At 58.0% G+C, this 22493-nt stretch carries 14 protein-coding genes; 9 read left to right on the forward strand and 5 right to left on the reverse strand.

The window, feature by feature from the left end; all coding sequences use genetic code 11:
- Positions 1-493 precede the first annotated feature (493 nt).
- Positions 494-3151, forward strand: a complete 2658-nt coding sequence (rcsD, locus tag MKS11_RS14280) for a phosphotransferase RcsD (RefSeq protein ID WP_211773118.1) — start codon at positions 494-496, stop codon at positions 3149-3151.
- 15 nt (positions 3152-3166) lie between these two features.
- Positions 3167-3817 carry a response regulator transcription factor RcsB gene (gene rcsB / locus MKS11_RS14285; RefSeq protein WP_004201684.1) on the forward strand — a complete coding sequence of 217 codons (651 nt, stop codon included), beginning with the start codon at positions 3167-3169 and terminating at the stop codon, positions 3815-3817.
- Positions 3818-3862: 45 nt separating this feature from the next.
- Here rcsB and rcsC read toward each other — a convergent pair whose 3' ends face one another.
- On the reverse strand, positions 3863-6703 hold the full coding sequence (rcsC, locus tag MKS11_RS14290; RefSeq protein WP_064178368.1) for a two-component system sensor histidine kinase RcsC: 2841 nt from the start codon (positions 6701-6703) through the stop codon (positions 3863-3865).
- A 131-nt stretch (positions 6704-6834) separates the two neighbouring features.
- Positions 6835-9468, reverse strand: a complete 2634-nt coding sequence (gene gyrA, locus MKS11_RS14295) for a DNA topoisomerase (ATP-hydrolyzing) subunit A (RefSeq protein WP_065903297.1) — start codon at positions 9466-9468, stop codon at positions 6835-6837.
- Positions 9469-9614: 146 nt separating this feature from the next.
- Here gyrA and ubiG point away from each other — a divergent pair, with 146 nt between their 5' ends.
- From ubiG to yfaE, 4 genes are all read left to right on the forward strand, one after another.
- Positions 9615-10343, forward strand: a complete 729-nt coding sequence (gene ubiG, locus MKS11_RS14300) for a bifunctional 2-polyprenyl-6-hydroxyphenol methylase/3-demethylubiquinol 3-O-methyltransferase UbiG (protein ID WP_004201690.1) — start codon at positions 9615-9617, stop codon at positions 10341-10343.
- A gap of 344 nt (positions 10344-10687) precedes the next feature.
- Positions 10688-12973, forward strand: coding sequence for a class 1a ribonucleoside-diphosphate reductase subunit alpha (gene nrdA, locus MKS11_RS14305; protein WP_004201691.1), 2286 nt, complete (start codon positions 10688-10690; stop codon positions 12971-12973).
- Between the two features lie 101 nt (positions 12974-13074).
- Positions 13075-14205, forward strand: coding sequence for a class Ia ribonucleoside-diphosphate reductase subunit beta (gene nrdB, locus MKS11_RS14310; protein WP_004140835.1), 1131 nt, complete (start codon positions 13075-13077; stop codon positions 14203-14205).
- The gene (gene yfaE, locus MKS11_RS14315) at positions 14205-14459 is read left to right on the forward strand and encodes a class I ribonucleotide reductase maintenance protein YfaE (RefSeq protein WP_004201692.1); all 255 of its coding nucleotides are present in this window, start codon (positions 14205-14207) and stop codon (positions 14457-14459) included. The genes nrdB and yfaE overlap by 1 nt, the downstream gene beginning before the upstream one ends.
- A gap of 463 nt (positions 14460-14922) precedes the next feature.
- Here the strand turns inward: yfaE and glpQ are convergent, their stop codons facing one another.
- Together glpQ and glpT are read right to left on the reverse strand one after the other, a co-directional pair.
- On the reverse strand, positions 14923-15993 hold the full coding sequence (glpQ, locus tag MKS11_RS14320; RefSeq protein WP_004201693.1) for a glycerophosphodiester phosphodiesterase: 1071 nt from the start codon (positions 15991-15993) through the stop codon (positions 14923-14925).
- Positions 15994-16002: 9 nt separating this feature from the next.
- On the reverse strand, positions 16003-17349 hold the full coding sequence (glpT, locus tag MKS11_RS14325) for a glycerol-3-phosphate transporter (RefSeq protein ID WP_023318769.1): 1347 nt from the start codon (positions 17347-17349) through the stop codon (positions 16003-16005).
- A 272-nt stretch (positions 17350-17621) separates the two neighbouring features.
- Here glpT and glpA point away from each other — a divergent pair, with 272 nt between their 5' ends.
- Genes glpA through glpC form a run of 3 tightly spaced genes read left to right on the forward strand, consistent with a single transcriptional unit; the run spans position 17622 to position 21668 of the window.
- Positions 17622-19244: an anaerobic glycerol-3-phosphate dehydrogenase subunit A gene (gene glpA, locus MKS11_RS14330; protein ID WP_053810123.1), complete on the forward strand. Its 1623-nt coding sequence runs from the start codon at positions 17622-17624 to the stop codon at positions 19242-19244.
- Positions 19234-20493, forward strand: a complete 1260-nt coding sequence (gene glpB / locus MKS11_RS14335; protein ID WP_211773117.1) for a glycerol-3-phosphate dehydrogenase subunit GlpB — start codon at positions 19234-19236, stop codon at positions 20491-20493. Before glpA ends, glpB begins: the two co-directional genes overlap by 11 nt.
- A complete protein-coding gene (gene glpC, locus MKS11_RS14340; RefSeq protein ID WP_023318771.1) occupies positions 20490-21668 on the forward strand; it encodes an anaerobic glycerol-3-phosphate dehydrogenase subunit GlpC in 1179 nt (392 codons plus the stop codon). Before glpB ends, glpC begins: the two co-directional genes overlap by 4 nt.
- Positions 21669-21689: 21 nt before the next feature.
- Here glpC and yfaU read toward each other — a convergent pair whose 3' ends face one another.
- Positions 21690-22493, reverse strand: a complete 804-nt coding sequence (gene yfaU / locus MKS11_RS14345) for a 2-keto-3-deoxy-L-rhamnonate aldolase (RefSeq protein ID WP_048325201.1) — start codon at positions 22491-22493, stop codon at positions 21690-21692.

Consider the following 22493-nt stretch of genomic DNA (forward strand, 5'->3'; position numbering starts at 1 on the left):
ATAGCACTGAATGGTAAAACAAAATGATCATCGGTGACTAAAATAACAGTCGCTATCATCATTAACTTTATTTATTACCGTCATTCAGTTCTGAATGTCTGTTTACCCCTATTTCAACCGGATGCCTCGCATCCGGTTTTTTTTACCCTTCTTTACACAACTTTAATTTACCTGTGCTACAGCCAATGATTCCCTAACGACTATTAATCAATCAATTAGGCCGTCTTTTGCGCTTATTCTGCCAATGTCTTGTTATTTCGTGCGATTCCTGGCTTTTGTTTCTGTCAATATCGTCACTGGTCAGTCTTGCGGACGCGGTTTCATTTACGCTTCGTTTCTAAGATAATTCCTGGGCGGTATCGCGCCGCTGGCACCAATCTGTAGTATGGATTTACGCCATTAGCCTTTATACTGCCTGCAGCATCTGCTTTGTTGCCAGTTACTCTGGCGCTACATCCTGTTTACAAACAATGATGAGTCGTTCAGCCACAAGATGACCCCGAAAAAATTCTCTCTGATCCCCGGCAACATCAGCCGCTTCTTCATTTTGATGGTTATTGTCCTGCTGGCGACGATGGGGGTGATGATTCAAAGCGCCGTCAATGCCTGGCTGAAAGAGAAGAGCTATCAGGTAGTTGATGTCTCCCATGCCCTGCACCAACGCATTGATACCTGGCGCTATGCCACCTGGCAGATCTACGACAATATCGCCGCCACCTCCGCCAACACCGCCAGCGGCGGTCTGCAGGAGACGCGTTTAAAGCAGGACGTGTACTATCTGGAGAAGCCCCGGCGTAAAACCGAAGCCCTGATCTTTGGCTCCCACGACAGTTCGACCCTCGAGATGACGCAGAAAATGTCCGATTATCTCGATATTTTGTGGGGCGCGGAGACCATTCCGTGGTCGATGTACTATCTCAATGGGCTGGACAATAGCCTGATCCTTATCTCCACCCTGCCGTTGAAGGACCTCTCCTCAAGCTTTAAAGAGTCAACGATCAGCAGCGTGGTGGAATCCCGGCGCGCGGAAATGCTGCTGCAGGCCAATACCCTTGATGAGCGCGAGACCTTCTCGCCGCTGCGCCATCTTGCCTGGCAGAACGCGCACTACTTCACGTTACGTACTACCTTCAATCAGCCAGGACACCTGGCAACGGTGGTCGCCTTCGACCTGCCGATTAACGATCTGATCCCGCCGGGCATGGCGCTGGATAGCTTTCGTATCGAGCCTGATCCCACGCAAAATGTGGCCGCCAGCCCCGAGAAAGAGGCTAGCGATCATATCGGGATCACCTTCAACGGCATGCAGATTGACATCGCCACCGACATCAGCACCACCGGTATGCAGTTAGTGTGGACGGTACCGATGAGCACCATGCTGCTGGAATCCCTGCAAAACATTCTTCTGCCGCTGCTGCTTAACATTGGCCTGCTGGCGCTGGCGCTGTTCGGTTTCACGACCTTCCGGAATTATAAAGGTCGCAGCAGCACCTCGGGCGCCGGGCTCCCCTCCGCCGCCAATAGCGAACTGCGTTTACTGCGCGCCCTTAATGAAGAAATTGTTTCTTTGCTGCCGCTGGGGCTGCTGGTCCACGATCAGGAAGCCAACCGAACGGTGATCAGCAACCCGATTGCCGACCATCTGCTTCCGCACCTGAATCTGCAGAACATCACTAACATGGCGGACCAGCATCAGGGGGTGATCCAGGCCACCGTCAACAACGAACAGTATGAGATCCGCCAGTATCGCAGCCAGGTCGCGCCGCGCACGCAGATCCTGATTATCCGAGACCAGGACCGCGAAGTGCTGGTCAATAAAAAGCTCAAACAGGCCCAGCGCTTGTATGAGAAAAACCAGCAGGGCCGGACGACCTTTATGCGGCATATCGGCAGCGCCCTGAAGCAGCCAGCCCTTAACCTGGCGGCTGAGGCAGCGGCGCTCGACGGCGCGGAGAGCCGGACGCTGGCGCAGCATGCCGATGAGCTGGTCAAACTGATCGATGATATTCAGCTCGCCAACCTGCTGGAAAGCGATGCCTGGAAAACCAGCCAGTCGCTGTTCTCGGTGCAGGAGCTGATCGACGACGTCGTACCGGAGGTGCTGCCGGCGATGAAGCGCAAGGGTCTGCAGTTGCTTATCAATAACGCGCTGCCTGCCGGCGAGCAACGCTATGGCGACCATGAAGCCCTGCGGCGCACGCTGGTACTGCTGATCCAGTATTCCATCACCACCACGCCTATCGGCAAGATCACCCTCGACGTCTGCCAGGAAGAGTCGGCCAGCGATCGCCTGACCTTCCGCATACTGGATACTGGCAACGGGGTCTCGGCAAACGAGATCGACAATATGCACTTCCCGTATCTCAATGAGACTCAGAGCGATCTGTACGGCAAAGCGAACGCCCTTACCTTCTGGTTATGTGACCGTATGACGCGCAAGCTGGGCGGGCAGTTGACCATCAAAGCGCGGGAGTCGCTGGGGACTCGCTATAGCCTGCATCTGAAAATGCCGGCCAGCGAAGAGGCGCCAGAGGCGGGAGAACATCTGCTGGATGACGTTATCGTCCTGCTGGATGTGACCTCCAGCGAAGTACGGCGGATTGTCACCCGCCAGCTGGAGAGCTGGGGGGCGTCCTGCATCACGCCGGACGATCGAGCGACAAGTCAAGCGTTCGATCTGTATTTAACGGATAATCCGTCTAATCTTACTGCTTCGGGCTTGCTTTTAAGCGATGATGAGGTTGGGATACGCAAAATCGGCCCGGGCCAACTGCGGGTCAACTTTAATATTAGCACGGCGATGCAGGAGGCTATCCTGCAGCTTATTGAGCAGCAGCTGGCGGAGGAGGCGGTTCAACCCGCCACCTCAGGAAACGAGAGTAACGCCGAACTCCATGCCAGCGGCTATTACGCACTGTTTGCCGATACGGTACCGGATGATGTTCAGAGATTGTATACTGAAAACGAAGCGGGTGATTTTGCTGCTCTGGCGCAAACCGCCCACCGCCTCAAAGGGGCATTTGCTATGCTTAATCTGATACCCGGCAAGCAGTTATGTGAAACGCTTGAGCATCTGATTCGCGAAAAGGATGCGCAAGGCATAGAAAAATATATCAGCGACATTGACGCTTACGTCAAGAGTTTGCTGTAGAAGGTAGCCTTATACATGAACACTATGAACGTAATTATTGCCGATGACCATCCGATCGTACTGTTCGGTATTCGTAAGTCACTTGAGCAAATTGAGTGGGTGAACGTCGTTGGCGAGTTTGAAGACTCCACGGCCCTTATCAACAATCTTCCGAAGCTGGACGCCCATGTGCTGATCACCGATCTGTCCATGCCCGGTGATAAATACGGCGACGGGATCACGCTGATCAAATACATCAAGCGCCACTTCCCGGATCTGTCGATCATTGTTCTGACCATGAACAATAACCCGGCAATCCTCAGCGCGGTGCTGGATCTGGATATCGAAGGGATCGTCCTCAAGCAGGGGGCGCCGACCGATCTGCCTAAAGCGCTGGCCGCGCTGCAGAAAGGGAAGAAATTCACCCCGGAAAGCGTCTCTCGTCTGCTGGAAAAAATCAGCGCCAGCGGCTATGGCGATAAACGTCTGTCGCCGAAAGAGAGCGAAGTGCTGCGTCTGTTCGCCGAAGGCTTCCTGGTGACCGAGATCGCCAAAAAGCTGAACCGCAGCATCAAAACCATCAGTAGCCAGAAAAAGTCGGCGATGATGAAGCTGGGCGTCGAAAACGACATCGCCCTGCTGAACTACCTCTCCTCCGTCTCGCTGAGCTCGACGGACAAAGAGTAATCCCGACGCGCTCTCCGTCTCGCCCCGGCGAGACGGAGCTCCCGATTATTCCCGCCCTTTACGTACCCGCGCCGCATATACCGTCAGCGTTTGCTTCAGCACGTCAAGCGTCACCGGCTTGGACAGACAGCTGTCCATCCCCGATTCCAGACAGCGCTGCTTCTCTTCCGCCAGGGCATTGGCCGTTACGCCAATCACTGGCAGCGTCAGGCCAAGCTGACGAATGCGCTGCGTCAGGCGATAACCATCCATATTAGGCATGTTGACGTCGCTGAGCACAATATCGATGTGCTGCTTGCTGAGGACGTTGAGCGCGTCGACCCCGTCGTTGGCGGTCACGCACTGGTAGCCGAGCGATCCCAGCTGATCCGCCAGCAGGCGGCGGTTGATCGGATGATCGTCGACCACGAGAATCATCATGTCGTCGTTATTGCCGGCCTGCGCCTCCGGCGCCATCAGCGCCCGGCTATTCTCCGCACTGGCCAGCGCGACGTGGAAAATACGTCCCAACAGCGGCAGCAGTTCATGCGGCGTCGTCACGCTATGCAGCCACTCGCCGGCGGCCCGCTCCTGCGGAATACCGATATGACGACGGCAGAAGATGACCATCGCCCTTCCCTGCCAGCCGCTCAGCGCTTCATCGTCAGTGAGTAAGACATCCTCGGCGTCCGGGGTTTCTCCGGCATGGCGGCGTACCGTCAGGCCGTGATAGCTGAGCAGCGAGGTGACGAACATCGCCAACGAGGTGTTGTGGATGGCCAGCCAGCAGGTCTTGCCAGCGAAACCGTCCGCCGTCACCTGCGGCGTGTTCTGCACGCCATACAGCGGGATGCGGATGGTAAAGCGGCTGCCCATTCCCGGCTCCGTTTCCACGGCGATATCGCCATCCATCATGCTGATCAGTTTTTCGCAGATCGCCAGGCCAAGGCCGGTGCCCTGGAAGTTGCGCTGCACGCCGGTCCCCACCTGGAAGAAAGGGTCGAAGAGGCGCAATACCTCTTTCGCCGGGATCCCCTCCCCGGTGTCGCGGACGCTAATCTGCAGATAATCTCCCGCGCACTGAACGTGGAGGATAATGCAGCCGGTGTCGGTGAACTTGATCGCATTGCTCAGCAGGTTTGAGATCACCTGCTGCAGACGCATCGGGTCGCCTGACATCTGTTCCGGAACGTCCGGTTCGATAAAGCAGTACAGACCCAGCTGCTTGCGCACCACCAGCGGCAGATAGTTGGCGGAGATATGGTTCATGACCTCGCGCGGGGAAAATTCCCGCGGCTCGATCTTCAACTGCTCGGACTCGATTTTGGAGAAATCGAGAATATCGCTGATGATTTTCAGCAGCAGGCTCGAGGAGTTGTTCATCGCCGTCACCAGGCGATCGACGCCTTTCGGCAAGGCTTTAGTCTGCAGCAGATCGAGGTTACCGATGATGCCATACAGCGGGGTACGCAGCTCATGGCTGACGGTGGCAAGGAACATCGATTTCGACTGGCTGGCCTGCTCCGCCGCCTGGGCCATCTCCTGCAGCGACTCCTCCATCTTCACGCGGGCGGAAACGTCCACCAGCACGCAAATCGCCACGTTTTCATTGCGATAGCGCGAGTGGACAAAGCTAATCTGCAGGTTGGTATGGTTGCTGGTCAGCACATCGACAAAGTTGACCTGCTGGCCGCAGATAATCTGCGTCAGCCGCTGGCGGTCCTCGTGGGTCAGCATGTTCAGATAGTTGTGCGCCAGCTCGTTACTGAGAATGTTGGTCCCGTCGAGGGTGCGCAGAATACAGATCCCCACCGGGGCGGAGGCCACGATTTTGCGGTTGAACTGCTCATGCTCTTCCAGCCGTTGAGCGTCATTTTCCGCCGGGATAAAAATGCGCCGCTCATACATCCGCGCCAGCGCAAACAGCATCGCGCCGCTGAGGATATTGAGAACGATGGCGTTGATGATCAGCATGCGGATCCGCTCCAGCACCTGGTCTACCGAGACGGAATAGACGATGCTCAGGGAGGACGGCGCGAGGCTTTTCTTCAGCACCAGCTCGCGGAAACCCGTGCTGTAGCCAAACCACATTCGCTCCTGCATCCACTTCGCTTCGCTCTGGACTTTGCCTTCCGCGCCGGCCAGCGAGATCAGCGGCTGGCCGTTATCGTCGAAGATCGTCACGCTCATCGGCAGGCTGCCCGGCGTAAAGAAGCTTTCCATGCGGATGGTCTGCTCCACGCCGAGCATCGCCTGCAGGCGATTGGCCATATAGATCGGCGTCAGGGCGTAAAAGTAGCCCACCCCGGGGCGCACGCCCTGACTTATCCAGAACAGGTTGTTGCCGCGCTCGTTTTGCGGCGCATTGCGGTATTGCTCAATGCGTTGATGCAGGACTTTCAGCGCCTGATCGCGCTCAATCGGCACGTCCCTCAGGCCAAAGTTGGCCATACAGAGATTATCGCTGCCGATGAGAAAGATGCGGTTAAGGTCGTAGGCGGCGGTAAAATTATCCCGCCAGTAGCGCATAAACCACGCCAGCGATTGGAGCGAATTACGCCAGGCGCTACTCATTGCGCTGCAGTCGGAGTCAGGATACAGGGGTTCAAAGCTGGGGATCGCAATATCGCCGCTTTGCCCTTGCGCTACCGCATCCCCTGCCGACAGCCGGTTACCGGCGACATACTTGAGCTCTTTAATCACGTCCGCCGTACGCTGAATGTAGCGCTGCGCCTGATCGGCATTGAGATTGAGCTCCTGATGGATCTCGGCTTCCCGCTCGTGTAGCGCGTTGACGATATAAAACACAGAGACAAACGCAATCAGCAGCCACAGCAATACCGCCAGCGCTCTGAACAGATAACGTGAAACCTTCAGGGTTGTGTGGAAAGAGGCAAGATATTTCAATGTGGCGATGCTCGGCCGTCAGGGACTCAACAGAATGGGGTTAAAGTAGCGGTAAACCGGCTTTGCCGCAATGTTAATGCAAAAAGGGCCGGGAGAATACCCGGCCCTTTCAGAACATTTACCTGGGACGATTACTCTTCGTCTTCGGCGATGTCGTCATCGGTATCTGTTTCCGGGGCGATATCATCATCGCCTTCCGCCGCGCTACCGTCGATGGCGTCCAGTTCTTCGTCGTCTACCGGCTCAGCGACGCGCTGCAGACCCACCACGTTTTCATCTTCCGCGGTGCGGATGAGGATCACGCCCTGGGTGTTACGGCCCACGATGCTCACTTCGGAAACGCGGGTACGCACCAGCGTCCCGGCGTCGGTGATCATCATGATCTGATCGCAATCATCCACCTGTACGGCGCCGACCACGGAACCGTTACGCTCGGTGACTTTGATCGAGATAACGCCCTGGGTGGCACGCGACTTGGTCGGATACTCAGCCGCGGCGGTACGTTTACCGTAACCGTTTTGCGTCACCGTCAGGATCGCGCCTTCGCCGCGCGGAATAATCAGCGAGACGACGCTGTCGTTTTCCGCCAGCTTAATGCCGCGTACGCCGGTGGCGGTACGGCCCATGGCGCGAACGGCATCTTCTTTGAAGCGCACGACCTTGCCGGCCGCGGAGAACAGCATCACTTCGTCCTGACCAGAGGTCAGATCGACGCCGATCAGCTCATCGCCTTCGTTCAGGTTCACCGCGATGATGCCAGCGGAACGCGGACGGCTGAACTCGGTCAGCGCGGTTTTCTTCACGGTACCGCTGGCGGTGGCCATAAAGACGTTAACGCCCTCTTCGTACTCGCGGACCGGCAGGATAGCGGTGATACGCTCATCGGCTTCCAGCGGCAGCAGGTTGACGATCGGACGACCGCGCGCGCCGCGGCTGGCTTCCGGCAGCTGATAGACCTTCATCCAGTACAGACGACCGCGGCTTGAGAAGCAGAGGATGGTGTCATGGGTGTTGGCCACCAGCAGGCGGTCAATAAAGTCTTCTTCTTTAATGCGCGCTGCCGATTTGCCTTTACCGCCACGACGCTGTGCTTCGTAGTCGGTCAACGGCTGATACTTCACATAGCCCTGATGCGACAGGGTGACCACCACGTCTTCCTGGTTGATCAGATCTTCGATGTTGATATCAGCGCTGTTGGCGGTGATTTCGGTACGACGTTCGTCGCCGAACTGGTCACGGATCAGCTCCAGCTCTTCGCGAATCACTTCCATCAGACGGTCGGCGCTGCCGAGGATGTGAAGCAGTTCCGCGATCTGTTCCAGCAGCTCTTTATATTCGTCGAGCAGTTTTTCATGCTCAAGGCCGGTCAGTTTCTGCAGACGCAGATCCAGAATCGCCTGAGCCTGCTGCTCGGTCAGGTAGTATTTACCCTCGCGCACGCCGAACTCTGGCTCCAGCCATTCCGGACGCGCGGCGTCATCACCGGCACGTTCCAGCATCGCCGCGACATTACCGAGATCCCACGCCTGGGCAACCAGCGCCGCTTTCGCTTCAGCCGGGGTCGGCGCGCGACGGATCAGTTCGATAATCGGGTCGATGTTGGCCAGCGCCACGGCCAGCGCTTCGAGGATATGCGCCCGGTCGCGCGCTTTGCGCAGTTCGAAAATCGTACGACGGGTCACCACTTCGCGGCGGTGGCGCACGAAGGCGGCGATGATGTCTTTCAGGTTCATGATCTTCGGCTGGCCATGGTGCAGCGCAACCATGTTGATACCGAAGGAGACCTGCAGCTGGGTCTGGGAATAGAGGTTGTTGAGCACCACTTCCCCTACCGCGTCGCGCTTCACTTCAATCACGATGCGCATCCCGTCTTTATCAGACTCATCACGCAGCGCGCTGATGCCTTCCACGCGTTTTTCTTTCACCAGCTCGGCGATTTTCTCAATCAGGCGCGCTTTGTTCACCTGATAAGGAATTTCATGCACGATAATGGTTTCGCGGCCGGATTTGGCGTCCACTTCCACTTCCGCGCGCGCGCGGATGTAGACTTTACCGCGACCGGTGCGGTAGGCCTCTTCAATGCCGCGACGGCCGTTGATAATGGCGGCGGTCGGGAAATCAGGGCCAGGAATATGCGCCATCAGCCCTTCAATGCTGATGTCTTCGTCGTCGACATAGGCCAGACAGCCGTTGATCACTTCCGTCAGGTTATGCGGCGGTATGTTGGTGGCCATCCCGACGGCGATCCCGGAGGCGCCGTTTACCAGCAGGTTAGGAATTTTGGTCGGCATGACGTCCGGAATACGCTCCGTACCGTCATAGTTGTCCACGAAATCGACCGTCTCTTTTTCAAGATCGGCCATCAGCTCATGAGCGATTTTCGCCAGACGAATTTCGGTATAACGCATCGCCGCGGCGGAGTCGCCGTCGATGGAACCAAAGTTACCCTGGCCGTCCACCAGCATGTAACGCAGCGAGAACGGCTGCGCCATACGGACGATGGTGTCGTATACCGCGGAGTCGCCGTGCGGGTGGTATTTACCGATTACGTCACCAACGACACGGGCTGATTTTTTATAGGCTTTGTTCCAGTCATTGCCCAATACGTTCATGGCGTAAAGTACGCGACGGTGTACCGGCTTCAGGCCATCTCGGACATCCGGCAGCGCACGGCCAACAATGACCGACATCGCATAATCCAGATAAGAGTTCTTAAGCTCTTCCTCAATGTTGACCGGTGTAATTTCTCTCGCAAGGTCGCTCATCTAACCGCTATCCCTCTACTGTATCCCGGATTCAAAGGTCGCAAATTATAACACAGCCGCGCTAAGAGAGGTAAAGCAATACGGTTTATTCATGGCGCGCTGCTGATATACTCCCAGGTCTGAACAGAAAAGGAGTAAAAGCGCCCATGAATGCCGAAAAAACGTCGGTAGCCCCTAACGTCGATCATGCTGAAATCGCCAAATTCGAAGCCGTCGCCTCGCGCTGGTGGGATCTGGAGGGCGAGTTCAAACCGCTCCACCGCATTAATCCCCTGCGGCTGGGCTATATCGCCGAACGCTCAGGCGGCCTGTTCGGTAAAAAAGTCCTCGATGTCGGCTGCGGCGGCGGCATCCTCGCCGAGAGTATGGCGCGCGAAGGCGCGACGGTTACCGGACTGGACATGGGTGCAGAGCCGCTGCAGGTGGCGAAACTGCACGCCCTGGAGAGCGGTATTCAGGTGGAATATGTTCAGGAAACGGTTGAGGAACATGCCGCGAAGCACGCGCAGCAATACGATGTCGTCACCTGCATGGAGATGCTGGAGCACGTCCCTGATCCACAGTCGGTAGTCCACGCCTGCGCGCGGCTGGTGAAGCCTGGCGGTCAGGTCTTCTTCTCCACCATCAACCGCAACGGTAAAGCGTGGCTGATGGCGGTGGTCGGCGCGGAATATGTCATGAAGATGGTGCCCAAAGGCACCCATGATGTGAAAAAGTTTATCAAGCCGGCCGAACTGCTGGGCTGGGTAGATCAGACTACTCTGAAAGAGCAGCATATCATCGGTCTGCATTACAATCCGTTGACCAACACCTTCAAGTTGGCGCCGGGGGTTGATGTTAACTATATGTTGCATACCAGCGCCAAAAAAGCGTGACGTCAGCAGCTGCGCTTATGATGATTGCGCGGCATCAAGCCGCGTGATTATTTCTTCCGATGAAGAAATCAGCACTCGATCAAATTTTCATTTTTTTTTCTGTTTTATTGACTTCTTCTCCAGGCCTTATGCGACGTGGACTTGCGGATTATTACCCTTCCGCAACCTCAATTTAACGTCAAAATCAACCCTTGTACTCAAAAGATTCCTTACTAAAATACTCACCATATAGCGTTCCTTTTATCGACAACCCCCTACATATAGTATTTATCCACAGAGTTAGTCACAACGGCCTTCTGTGGATAAACGGGGGATATTTTCTTTCACGGACAGGTAAAATCCACATGAATCAGAGTCTGCTGGTGACAAAGCGCGACGGGACCACCGAGCGCATCAATCTCGACAAAATCCATCGCGTACTGGATTGGGCGGCAGAAGGACTGAATAACGTTTCGATTTCCCAGGTAGAGCTGCGCTCGCATATCCAGTTCTATGACGGCATTAAAACCGCGGACATCCACGAAACCATTATTAAAGCCGCTGCGGACCTGATCTCCCGCGAGGCGCCGGATTACCAGTACCTCGCCGCGCGTCTGGCGATCTTCCACTTGCGTAAAAAAGCCTTCGGCCAGTTTGAGCCGCCGGCGCTTTACGATCACGTGGTGAAGATGGTCGAGAAGGGTAAATACGATCATCATCTGCTGGAAGACTACACGGAAGAAGAGTTCCAGCAGATGGACGGTTTCCTCGACCACTGGCGCGACATGAACTTCTCCTATGCTGCCGTGAAGCAGCTGGAAGGCAAGTATCTGGTACAGAACCGCGTCACCGGCGAAATTTATGAGAGCGCGCAGTTCCTTTATATTCTGGTGGCTGCCTGCCTGTTCTCTAACTACCCGCGCGAAACGCGTCTGGACTACATCAAGCGTTTCTACGACGCGGTGTCGACCTTTAAAATCTCGCTGCCGACGCCGATCATGTCCGGTGTGCGTACCCCGACCCGTCAGTTCAGCTCCTGCGTGCTGATCGAGTGCGGCGACAGCCTGGATTCCATCAACGCCACCTCCAGCGCGATTGTGAAATACGTTTCCCAGCGCGCCGGCATCGGCATCAACGCCGGCCGCATTCGCGCGCTGGGCAGCCCGATCCGCGGCGGCGAAGCCTTCCACACCGGCTGCATTCCGTTCTACAAACATTTCCAGACTGCGGTGAAGTCCTGCTCGCAGGGCGGCGTTCGCGGCGGCGCGGCGACCCTCTTCTACCCAATGTGGCATCTGGAAGTGGAAAGCCTGTTGGTGCTGAAAAACAACCGCGGTACCGACGCCAACCGCGTTCGTCACATGGACTACGGGGTGCAGATCAATAAGCTGATGTACACCCGTCTGCTGAAGGGCGGCGACATTACCCTGTTCAGCCCTTCCGACGTCCCGGGCCTGTATGACGCCTTCTTCGCCGATCAGGACGAGTTTGAGCGCCTGTACACCCAGTACGAGCAGGACGACAGCATTCGCAAGCAGCGCATTAAAGCGGTTGAGCTGTTCTCGCTGATGATGCAGGAGCGCGCCTCCACCGGCCGCATCTACATCCAGAACGTCGACCACTGCAACACCCACAGCCCGTTCGATCCGGTGGTCGCCCCGGTGCGCCAGTCTAACCTGTGCCTGGAGATCGCTCTGCCGACTAAACCGCTGGAAGACGTCAACGACGAAAACGGCGAAATCGCGCTATGCACCCTGTCGGCCTTCAACCTCGGGGCTATCGACAGCCTCGACGAGCTGGAAGAGCTGGCGGTGCTGGCGGTGCGTGCCCTGGACGCGCTGCTCGACTATCAGGATTACCCCATCCCGGCCGCCAAACGCGGCGCAATGGGCCGCCGTACGCTGGGCATCGGCGTGATCAACTTCGCTTACTATCTGGCGAAGCATGGCAAACGCTACTCCGACGGCAGCGCCAACAACCTGACCCACAAAACGTTCGAAGCGATTCAGTACTACCTGCTGAAGGCCTCCAACGAGCTGGCTATCGAACAGGGCGCCTGCCCGTGGTTCAACGAAACCACCTATGCGCAGGGTATCCTGCCGATCGATACCTACAAAAAAGACCTGGACGGCATCGTCAGCGAATCCCTGCACTACGACTGGGAAGCGCTTCGCGAGTCCATTAAAACCCACGGCCTGCGCAACTCTACGCTCTCCGCGCTAATGCCGTCCGAGACCTCGTCGCAGATCTCCAACGCCACCAATGGCATCGAGCCGCCGCGCGGTCACGTGAGTATCAAAGCCTCGAAGGATGGGATCCTGCGCCAGGTGGTGCCGGATTACGAAAACCTGCAGAACGCCTACGAGCTGCTGTGGGAAATGCCGAACAACGACGGCTACCTGCAGCTGGTGGGTATCATGCAGAAGTTTATCGACCAGTCGATCTCTGCAAATACCAACTACGATCCGACGCGCTTCCCTTCCGGAAAAGTGCCGATGCAGCAGTTGCTGAAAGACCTGCTCAACGCCTATAAATTCGGCGTCAAAACGCTGTACTATCACAACACCCGTGATGGCGCTGAAGACGCTCAGGATGACCTGGCCCCGTCCATTCAGGACGACGGCTGCGAAAGCGGCGCTTGTAAGATCTAAGGTATTTTTGCCGGGTGGTGCTACGCTTACCCGGCCTACGATTTTGTAGGCCCGGCCAACCCATTCCCGCCGGGCAATACAGTTCAACAGGACTCACTTCAATGGCATACACCACTTTTTCACAGACGAAAAACGATCAGTTGCTTGAGCCAATGTTTTTTGGCCAGCCGGTTAACGTGGCCCGCTACGATCAGCAAAAATACGACATCTTTGAAAAGCTGATTGAAAAGCAGCTCTCCTTCTTCTGGCGCCCGGAAGAGGTTGACGTTTCCCGCGATCGCATCGACTACCAGGCGCTGCCGGAACATGAAAAACACATTTTCATCAGCAACCTGAAGTACCAGACGCTGCTCGACTCCATCCAGGGCCGCAGCCCGAACGTCGCTCTGCTGCCGCTGATCTCCATCCCGGAGCTGGAGACCTGGGTGGAAACCTGGGCCTTCTCTGAGACCATTCACTCGCGCTCGTACACCCATATCATCCGCAACATCGTCAACGATCCGGCGACCGTGTTCGACGATATCGTCACCAACGAGCAGATCCAGAAGCGTGCCGAGGGGATCTCCCACTATTACGATTCGCTGATCGAGATGACCAGCTACTGGCACCTGCTGGGCGAAGGCACCCACACCGTCAACGGCAAGACCGTGACCGTCAATCTGCGCGAGCTGAAAAAGAAACTCTATCTGTGCCTGATGAGCGTTAACGCCCTGGAAGCGATCCGCTTCTACGTCAGCTTCGCCTGCTCCTTCGCTTTCGCCGAGCGCAAACTGATGGAAGGCAACGCCAAAATTATCCGCCTGATCGCCCGCGATGAAGCGCTGCACCTGACCGGCACTCAGCATATGCTGAACCTGCTGCGCTCCGGCAGCGACGATCCGGAAATGGCGGAAATCGCCGAAGAGTGCAAACAGGAGTGCTATGATCTGTTCGTGCTGGCGGCCCAGCAGGAGAAAGAGTGGGCGGACTACCTGTTCCGCGACGGCTCGATGATTGGCCTGAACAAAGATATTCTCTGCCAGTACGTCGAGTACATCACCAATATCCGCATGCAGGCGGTGGGCCTTGATCTGCCGTTCCAGACCCGCTCCAACCCGATCCCGTGGATCAACACCTGGCTGGTCTCCGACAACGTTCAGGTGGCGCCGCAGGAAGTAGAGGTCAGCTCTTACCTGGTCGGCCAGATCGACTCTGAAGTCGATGCCGACGATCTGAGCAACTTCCAGCTGTAATGAAGCGGATCTTCTTGAAAATCTCTGACACTCGCCTTGAGTGTCAGGATGAACACCCTTCCCTGTTGGCTGCTCTTGAATCGCATAATATCGACGTCGAGTATCAATGCCGCGCAGGCTATTGCGGCTCCTGCCGCACCCGTCTGGTCTCCGGCCAGGTTGACTGGCTGACCGAGCCGCTGGCCTTTATCCAGCCGGGCGAGATTTTGCCCTGCTGCTGCCGGGCGAAAGGCGATATTGAGATCGAGATGTAGTCTTGTCAGGTGGCGCTACACTTACCTGAGCTACTGTTCCAGGACCGGCCGTTTACGTACTGCCGCCCTGGGCTGCTGAAACTGACGGTGTTGACGGCCTCAAAATCGCTGAGACGTTCCCGGAAGGCCGGGGCAGCCCGCATGGATGCGGGCTGAGGGCCGTGTTTTGCTTGGATGCTGCCTCAGCCCGATCCGAAGCCTGCAGGGATAAGTCGAAGGGACCGCGCAGCGGCGATTTTGCTGGCCGGAGCCCGGGGGTACAGGGGGAGGCGGCGACTGGCCTCCCCCTGTGCACTCCCTTCGCTATGAAAGGCATAACGCAGAAGAAATATCGGGAGCACAATCTTCCAGGAAATATCATAGAACAAACGTTATTCCCGGGTCGAAATCGTTGCACGCCGAGAACCGTGTCAACAAAACCGCAGTTCGTACGCCGGGTAAGGCGCAACCGCCACCCGGCTTTTTAGCGTTTCGCGTCCAGGAACTGCACCGCTTTATCCGGGAAATCGGTAAACAAGCCGTCGACGCCCGCCTGGTTATACAGCAGGTCATAGAGCTGATTAACGTTAGTCGCGTACTCCGGCAACTGATCCGCGCGCACGGTGTACGGATGCACCTGCAGATGGCTGGCGTGCGCCTCTTTCACCATCGCCGTCAACTTCACCGCCCCCGGCTTTGAGCCTTCCGCCACCAGCATATGGTAATCCGGACCAATACCGTCGGCGTATTGTGCAATCTGCGCCATGGCCCCCGGCTTGAACATCCAGTCATAGCTGTAGTTCACCCATTGGCCATCGGCCTGTTTCTGCTGGGTTTCATTCCAGTCGGTATAGGCGATGAGCTGCACCAGATTAAGATCCATGCCCATCTTCGGCTCCAGTTCATTTTTAATGCGCTTCAGCTCGTTGGCGTCAAAGCACTGCAGATAGACCTTATCCTGCTTGCTGGTATAGCCATATTCTTTCAGCACTTTCAGGGTGCTGGCAGCAATATCTTTGCCTTCCTGATGGTGGAACCACGGCGCTTTGATTTCCGGGTAAATACCGATGTTTTTGCCGGTGGAATGATTCAGCCCCTGGACAAACTCAATCTCCTCTTCAAAGGTATGAATGCGGAAATCGGATTTGCCCATCGGGAAACGCCCGGGATAGGTTTGCACGTTCTTGCCATCTTTCGGCTCAAAGCCTTCGGTAAACTTCAGCGACTTAATCTCGGCCAGGGTAAAGTCGATGGCGTAGAAACGGCCATCTTGACGCGCCCGCTGCGGGAAGCGCTGAGCGACGTCGGTCACCCGGTCGAGATAATGGTCGTGCAACACCACCAGCCGGTCGTCTTTGGTCATCACCAGGTCTTGCTCAAGGTAATCCGCCCCCTGCGCGTAGGCCATCGCTTTCGCCGGCAGGGTATGTTCGGGCAGATAACCGCTGGCGCCCCGGTGGGCGATAACCATTTTATCCGCCGCTGTCGCGCTGAAGCACAGCGCCGAACTGGCCAACATCATGCCGCTCATTAGCGTGGTGAGTTTCATGTTCATCGCCGCTCCTTAGGCTTGTTTCAGCTGTTGATGATGACGGCGTTCACCGAGCATCACGATAACCAGCAGGACGACCGCCAGCACACTGCCGCCGATCATTACCATAAAGCCGCCGTCCCAGCCGAAGAAATCGACGGTGTAGCCGACGATGGCGCTCGCGGCCACGGAGCCGCCGAGATAACCGAACAGACCGGTGAAGCCTGCCGCGGTGCCGGCAGCTTTCTTCGGCGCCAGCTCCAGCGCATGCAGACCAATCAGCATCACCGGGCCGTAGATCAGGAAGCCGATAATAATCATACAGGCCATATCCACGCCCGGGTTACCCGCCGGGTTCAGCCAGTACACGATGGTAGCGATGGTCACCAGGGTCATAAAGAACACGCCGGTGGCGCCGCGGTTGCCTTTAAACACCTTATCCGACATCCAGCCGCACAGCAGGGTGCCCGGGATCCCCGCGTACTCGTACAGGAAGTAGGCCCAGGAGGATTTATCCAGCGCGAAGTGCTTCACCTCTTTCAGGTAGGTCGGCGACCAGTCGAGAATGCCGTAGCGCAGCAGATAAACGAAGACGTTGGCGACCGCGATGTACCACAGCAGCTTGTTCGGCAGAATGTACTGCATAAAGATCTGCTTCGCCGTCAGCTCTTCTTCGTGCTTTTCGCTATAGTCATCCGGATAGTCGTTTTTATACTCTTCGATTGGCGGCAGGCCGCAGGATTGCGGAGTATCGCGCATCATCGCAAAGGCGAAAATCGCCAGCAGGATAGCGGCGAACGCCGGCATATAGAGCGCCGCGTGCCAGTCGTTAAACCAGGCCATACCCAACAGGAACAACAGCGGCGGGATCCCGCCGCCGACGTTATGCGCGCAGTTCCACACTGAAACAATTCCGCCACGCTCTTTCTGCGACCACCAGTGGACCATGGTACGGCCGCACGGCGGCCAGCCCATCCCCTGGAACCAGCCGCAGAGGAACAGCAGCACGAACATGATCATGATGCTCGAGGTGGCCCACGGTACGAAGCCCATCACCAGCATCACCAGCGCGGCGAGGATCAGCCCCGCCGGCAGGAAAATGCGTGGATTCGAACGGTCAGAGACCGATCCCATGATGAATTTCGAAAATCCGTAGGCAATGGAGATGCCGGAAAGGGCGAAACCGAGGTCGCCGCGGGAGAAACCCTGCTCGATAAGATAGGGCATCGCCAGGGCAAAGTTCTTACGAACCAGATAGTAAGCGGCATAACCAAAGAAGATGCCGATAAAAATCTGCCAGCGTAACCGACGATAGAGCGGGTCGATCTCCGCGGCTGGCAAACGCGCTTTATGCGCGGCGGGTTTAAAAATACTTAACATATCAGCCTCCGTGGCCCTTGCTGTTTTTTACTGACGTCACGACAACAATCCCAGATTAATCACTAACTTCGAATCTGGCCGCGATGGTAGGCAATACGTAGAGCTGATACTGTGAAACATCGCACAATTTGTTACAGAAATATGACAAAAGGTTCCAATGTGAGCACGAAATCACATAACACGCTCAAATAACGCGCGAATGTGCTCGAAATCAAACAATAACCTTATAGACTGTGGCTAAATGGTGTTAAACGAAAGCAAAGGAGCTGAAGATGACGGGACGTCTGGATAGCGAGGTCATAATCATCGGCGGCGGAGCAACCGGCGCCGGTATCGCCCGCGATTGCGCCCGGCGCGGATTACGCACACTGCTCATTGAGCGTCATGATATCGCCACCGGGGCCACCGGCCGTAATCATGGGCTGTTGCACAGCGGCGCCCGCTATGCGGTGACTGACAACGAATCCGCCCGCGAATGCATCAGTGAGAACCGCATCCTGCGCCGCATCGCCCGTCACTGTATCGAACCTGCCGGCGGTCTGTTCATAACCCTGCCTGAAGACGATCTGGCATATCAGCAGACCTTTATCGCCGCCTGCCAGCAGGCTGGCATAGAGGCCACGCCGCTCTCTGCGCAGGAGGCGCTGCGCCGCGAGCCCGCCGTCAACCCGGCGCTGCTGGGGGCGGTGCAGGTTCCGGACGGCACCATTGACCCGTTTCGCCTCACCGCGGCCAATATGCTCGACGCCCGCGAACACGGCGCGCAGATCCTCACCGGCTGCGAAGTCACTGGCCTGCTGCGCCAGGGCGATCGCGTCTGCGGCGTCCAGGTGTACGACCGTCAGCTTCACCAGACCCGCACGCTGCACGCCGGGGTAGTGGTTAATGCCGCCGGGATCTGGGGGCAGCGCATTGCGGAATATGCCGACCTGCGCATCACCATGTTCCCGGCGAAGGGATCGCTGTTGATCCTCGACCACCGGATTAACAACCTGGTGATCAACCGCTGCCGTAAGCCGGCCGATGCCGATATTCTGGTGCCCGGGGATACCATCTCGCTGATCGGCACCACCTCGATGCATATTCCTTATGACGAAATTGACGACAACCGGGTCACGACCGCGGAAGTTGATACCCTGCTGCGCGAAGGCGAAAAGCTGGCGCCGGTCATGGGCCGCACCCGGATCCTCCGCGCCTACTCCGGCGTCCGCCCGCTGGTGGCCAGCGACAACGATCCCAGCGGACGCAGCGTCAGCCGCGGCATCGTCCTGCTCGACCATGCTCAGCGTGACGGCATGGAAGGCTTCATTACCATCACCGGCGGCAAGCTGATGACCTATCGCCTGATGGCCGAGTGGGCCACCGACGCCGTCTGTCGTAAGCTGGGAAACACTATCCCCTGTACCACGGCCGAGAGCCCGCTGCCCGGCTCACAGGAGCCGACGGAAAGCACCCTGCGAAAAATTATCTCCCTGCCTGGCCCGCTGCGCGGCTCTGCCGTCTACCGCCATGGCGATCGCACTCCGGCCTGGCTTGGCGACAGCCGCCAGCACCGTAGCCTGGTCTGCGAATGCGAAGCCGTCACCGCTGGTGAAGTGAAATACGCGGTGGAAAATCTGGCGGTCAACACCCTGCTCGACCTGCGCCGCCGTACCCGGATTGGCATGGGGACCTGCCAGGGGGAACTCTGCGCCTGCCGCGCCGCCGGGCTGCTGCAGCGCTTTAACGTCACCACCCCCGCGCAGTCGTTGGCCCAGCTGTCGGCGTTTCTCAATGAACGCTGGAAGGGCGTGCAGCCCATCGCCTGGGGCGACGCGCTGCGCGAAAGCGAATTCACCCGCTGGGTCTACCTCGGCCTGTGCGGACTGCCACAGGAGCATCAGGATGAAATTTGACTGCGCGATTATCGGCGGCGGACTGGCCGGTCTGCTGTGCGGCCTGACGCTGAATCAGTCCGGCCTGCGCAGCGTTATCATCAGCCGCGGGCAAAGCGCGCTGCATTTTTCCTCCGCGTCGTTAGATCTGCTCTCGGCGCTGCCGAACGGCGATAACGTCACTGACCTCGCGCAAGGTCTGCAGCAGCTCGCTGAACTGCTTCCTGAGCACCCTTATTCCCGGCTCGGTGCCGGGGCGGTGCTCGAATACGCTAAACAGACTGAAGCCCTGCTGACCACCTGCGGGGCGGTGATGCAGGGCGACGCGCACCACCCGCACCGGCGAGTAACGCCGCTGGGGACGCTGCGCGCGGCGTGGCTATCGCCGCAGGAGGTTCCTGTCGCGCCACTCCCCCGACAAGGGGTCTGCCTGGTGGGGATCAGCGGCTTTGCCGATTTTCAGCCGCATCTCGCCGCCGCCGCGCTCGGGCAAACCGGCGTTACCGCCGTGGCGGCGGAAATCGAGTTACCGCTGCTGGATGTGTTGCGTGACAACCCCACCGAATTTCGCGCCGCCAATATCGCCCGCCTCCTCGACGATGAAAACCACTGGCCTGCCCTGCACGCGGCGCTGCTGCCCCTGGCGCAGCAGCATGAGCTGCTGATCATGCCCGCCTGCTTTGGTCTCGCCGACGATCGCCTGTACCACTGGCTGCAGGCGCGCCTGCCCTGCCCGCTGCGTCTGCTGCCGACGCTGCCGCCTTCGGTTCCCGGGATGCGCCTGCACAGTCTGCTGCAGCGGCAGTTTATTCGCGGCGGCGGCACCTGGCTTGCCGGCGATGAAGTGGTGAACATCAGCCATCGACAGGGCGCCGTCGAGGCCGTCTGGACGCGAAATCACGGCGATATTGCGCTGCGTCCGCGTTTTACCGTGCTGGCCAGCGGCAGCTTTTTCAGCAACGGTCTTGTCGCCACGCGGGAGAGCTTGCGCGAACCCATTCTTGGTCTCGATCTGCAACAGACCCTGCCGCGCGACGACTGGTACCAGCGGGACTTCTTTGCCTCCCAGCCGTGGCAGCGCTTCGGGGTGAAAACCGATGCCCTGCTGCGTCCCCTGCTGGGCGGGCAGCCGTTCAGCAATCTGTTCGCCATCGGTTCGCTGCTCGGCGGGTTCGATGCCATTCAGCTCGGCTGCGGCGGCGGGGTCTGTGCCGTCACCGCGCTGCACGCCGCCAGACAGATCCACGCTCTTGCCGGAGGCCGGCCATGAACGATACCCGTTTTGAAAGCTGCATTAAGTGCACGGTCTGTACCACCACCTGTCCGGTAAGCCGGGTCAATCCGCGTTATCCCGGGCCGAAACAGGCGGGGCCGGATGGCGAACGCCTCCGCCTGAAGGATGGCGCGCTTTACGATGAGGCGCTCAAGTACTGCATCAACTGCAAGCGCTGTGAGGTGGCCTGCCCGTCGGATGTGAAAATTGGCGATATCATTCAACGCGCCCGGGCACAGTACGGCCAGCAAAAGCCGACCCTGCGCGACGCCATCCTCAGCCATACCGACCTGATGGGCACCCTTTCCACCCCCTTTGCCCCACTGGTTAATGCCACCACCGGCTTAAAACCGGTACGCCGCCTGCTCGACGCAGCGCTCCATATCGATCATCGCCGCACGCTGCCGAAATATGGCTTCGGTACCTTCCGCCGCGCTTACCGCCAGCTCGCGGCCCACCAGACGCAGTACCCTGAGCAGGTGGCCTTCTTTCATGGTTGCTACGTCAACTATAACCACCCGCAGCTGGGCAAGGACCTGATTCGCGTCGTCAATGCGCTGGGCACCGGCGTGCAGTTGTTATCAAGGGAAAAATGCTGCGGCGTGCCGCTGATCGCCAACGGCTTTTTTGACAAAGCGCGTAAGCAGGCGCTGAGCAACGTCGCCGCGATGCGGGAAAACGCGCTGCCGATCATTGCCACCTCTTCGACCTGCACCTTTACCCTGCGCGATGAATACCCTCACCTCCTGGATGTTGACAACAGCGACCTCCGCGACCGGGTGGAACTGGCCACTCGCTGGATCTGGAAACAACTGGATAGTGGCAAAACGCTGCCGCTGCGCCGGCTGCCGCTGAAGGTGGTCTATCACACCCCGTGCCATATGGAGAAAATGGGCTGGTCGCTGTATACCCTCGAACTGCTACGGCTGATCCCCGGCCTGCAGCTGGAGGTGCTGGATTCCCAGTGCTGCGGCATCGCCGGCACCTACGGGTTTAAGACTGAGAATTACGCGGTATCCCAGGCTATCGGCGCCCCGCTGTTCCGTCAGATTGAGGAGAGCGGAGCCGACATCGTCGTCACCGACTGCGAGACCTGCAAATGGCAGATAGAAATGTCCACCAGCAAACGCTGCGAACATCCGCTGACGGTGCTGGCGCAGGCGCTCGCCTGAGTCCGGCGCCAGCCTGCGCCGTCAATAGCTCGCTTTCCCCTGCGGCTGAGCGCTGGCGGATTTAAACATCGCCAGCCGGCGGTCCAGCGCCTCGGTGTAGAGCATGGTATCGACCCCGACGGCGACGAAATTGGCCCCCCAGGCGAGACATTTTTCCGCCATCGCCGGGTCGACCGCCAGAAATCCGGCCGCTTTTCCCGCCGTGCGAATGCGCCGGATGCTCTGCTCAATCACCCGCTGCACGTCAGGATGGCCGGCATCGTCCGGGTGCCCCAGCGAAGCGGAGAGATCCGCCGGACCGATAAATACGCCGTCAATGCCCTCCACCTCGAGGATAGCGTCCAGATTTTCCAGCGCGGTTCGGCTCTCTACCTGAATCAGCAGACAGAGTTCGTCATTCGCCTCCGCCATATAATTCTCCACTCTGCCCCAGCGTGCCGCCCGGGCCACGCCGGCGCCCACGCCGCGGCTACCGACGGGAGGATAACGGGTTGCCGAGACGACTTCCCGCGCCTGCTCGGCGGTATCGACCATCGGCACCAGCAACGTTCTGGCGCCAATATCCAGCACCTGTTTTATCAGACTGCGGCTGCCCTCCACCGGTCGGATCACCGGCTGACTGGCATAGGGAGCGATGGCCTGGAGCTGATGATAAAGGTCCTGAATGGTGTTCGGGGCATGCTCGCCGTCGATCAGCAGCCAGTCATATCCTGAGGTGGCGGCAATCTCCGCCATATAGGAGGAGGTCGAGCTCAGCCACAGGCCAATTTGCGTCTCACCGCGTAATAATCCACGTTTGAAGGGGTTAGATAATAGTGCGTTCAT

This window comes from Klebsiella sp. K5-45 (assembly GCF_030128605.1).
GTDB classification, from domain to species: Bacteria; Pseudomonadota; Gammaproteobacteria; order Enterobacterales; family Enterobacteriaceae; genus Klebsiella; species Klebsiella quasipneumoniae.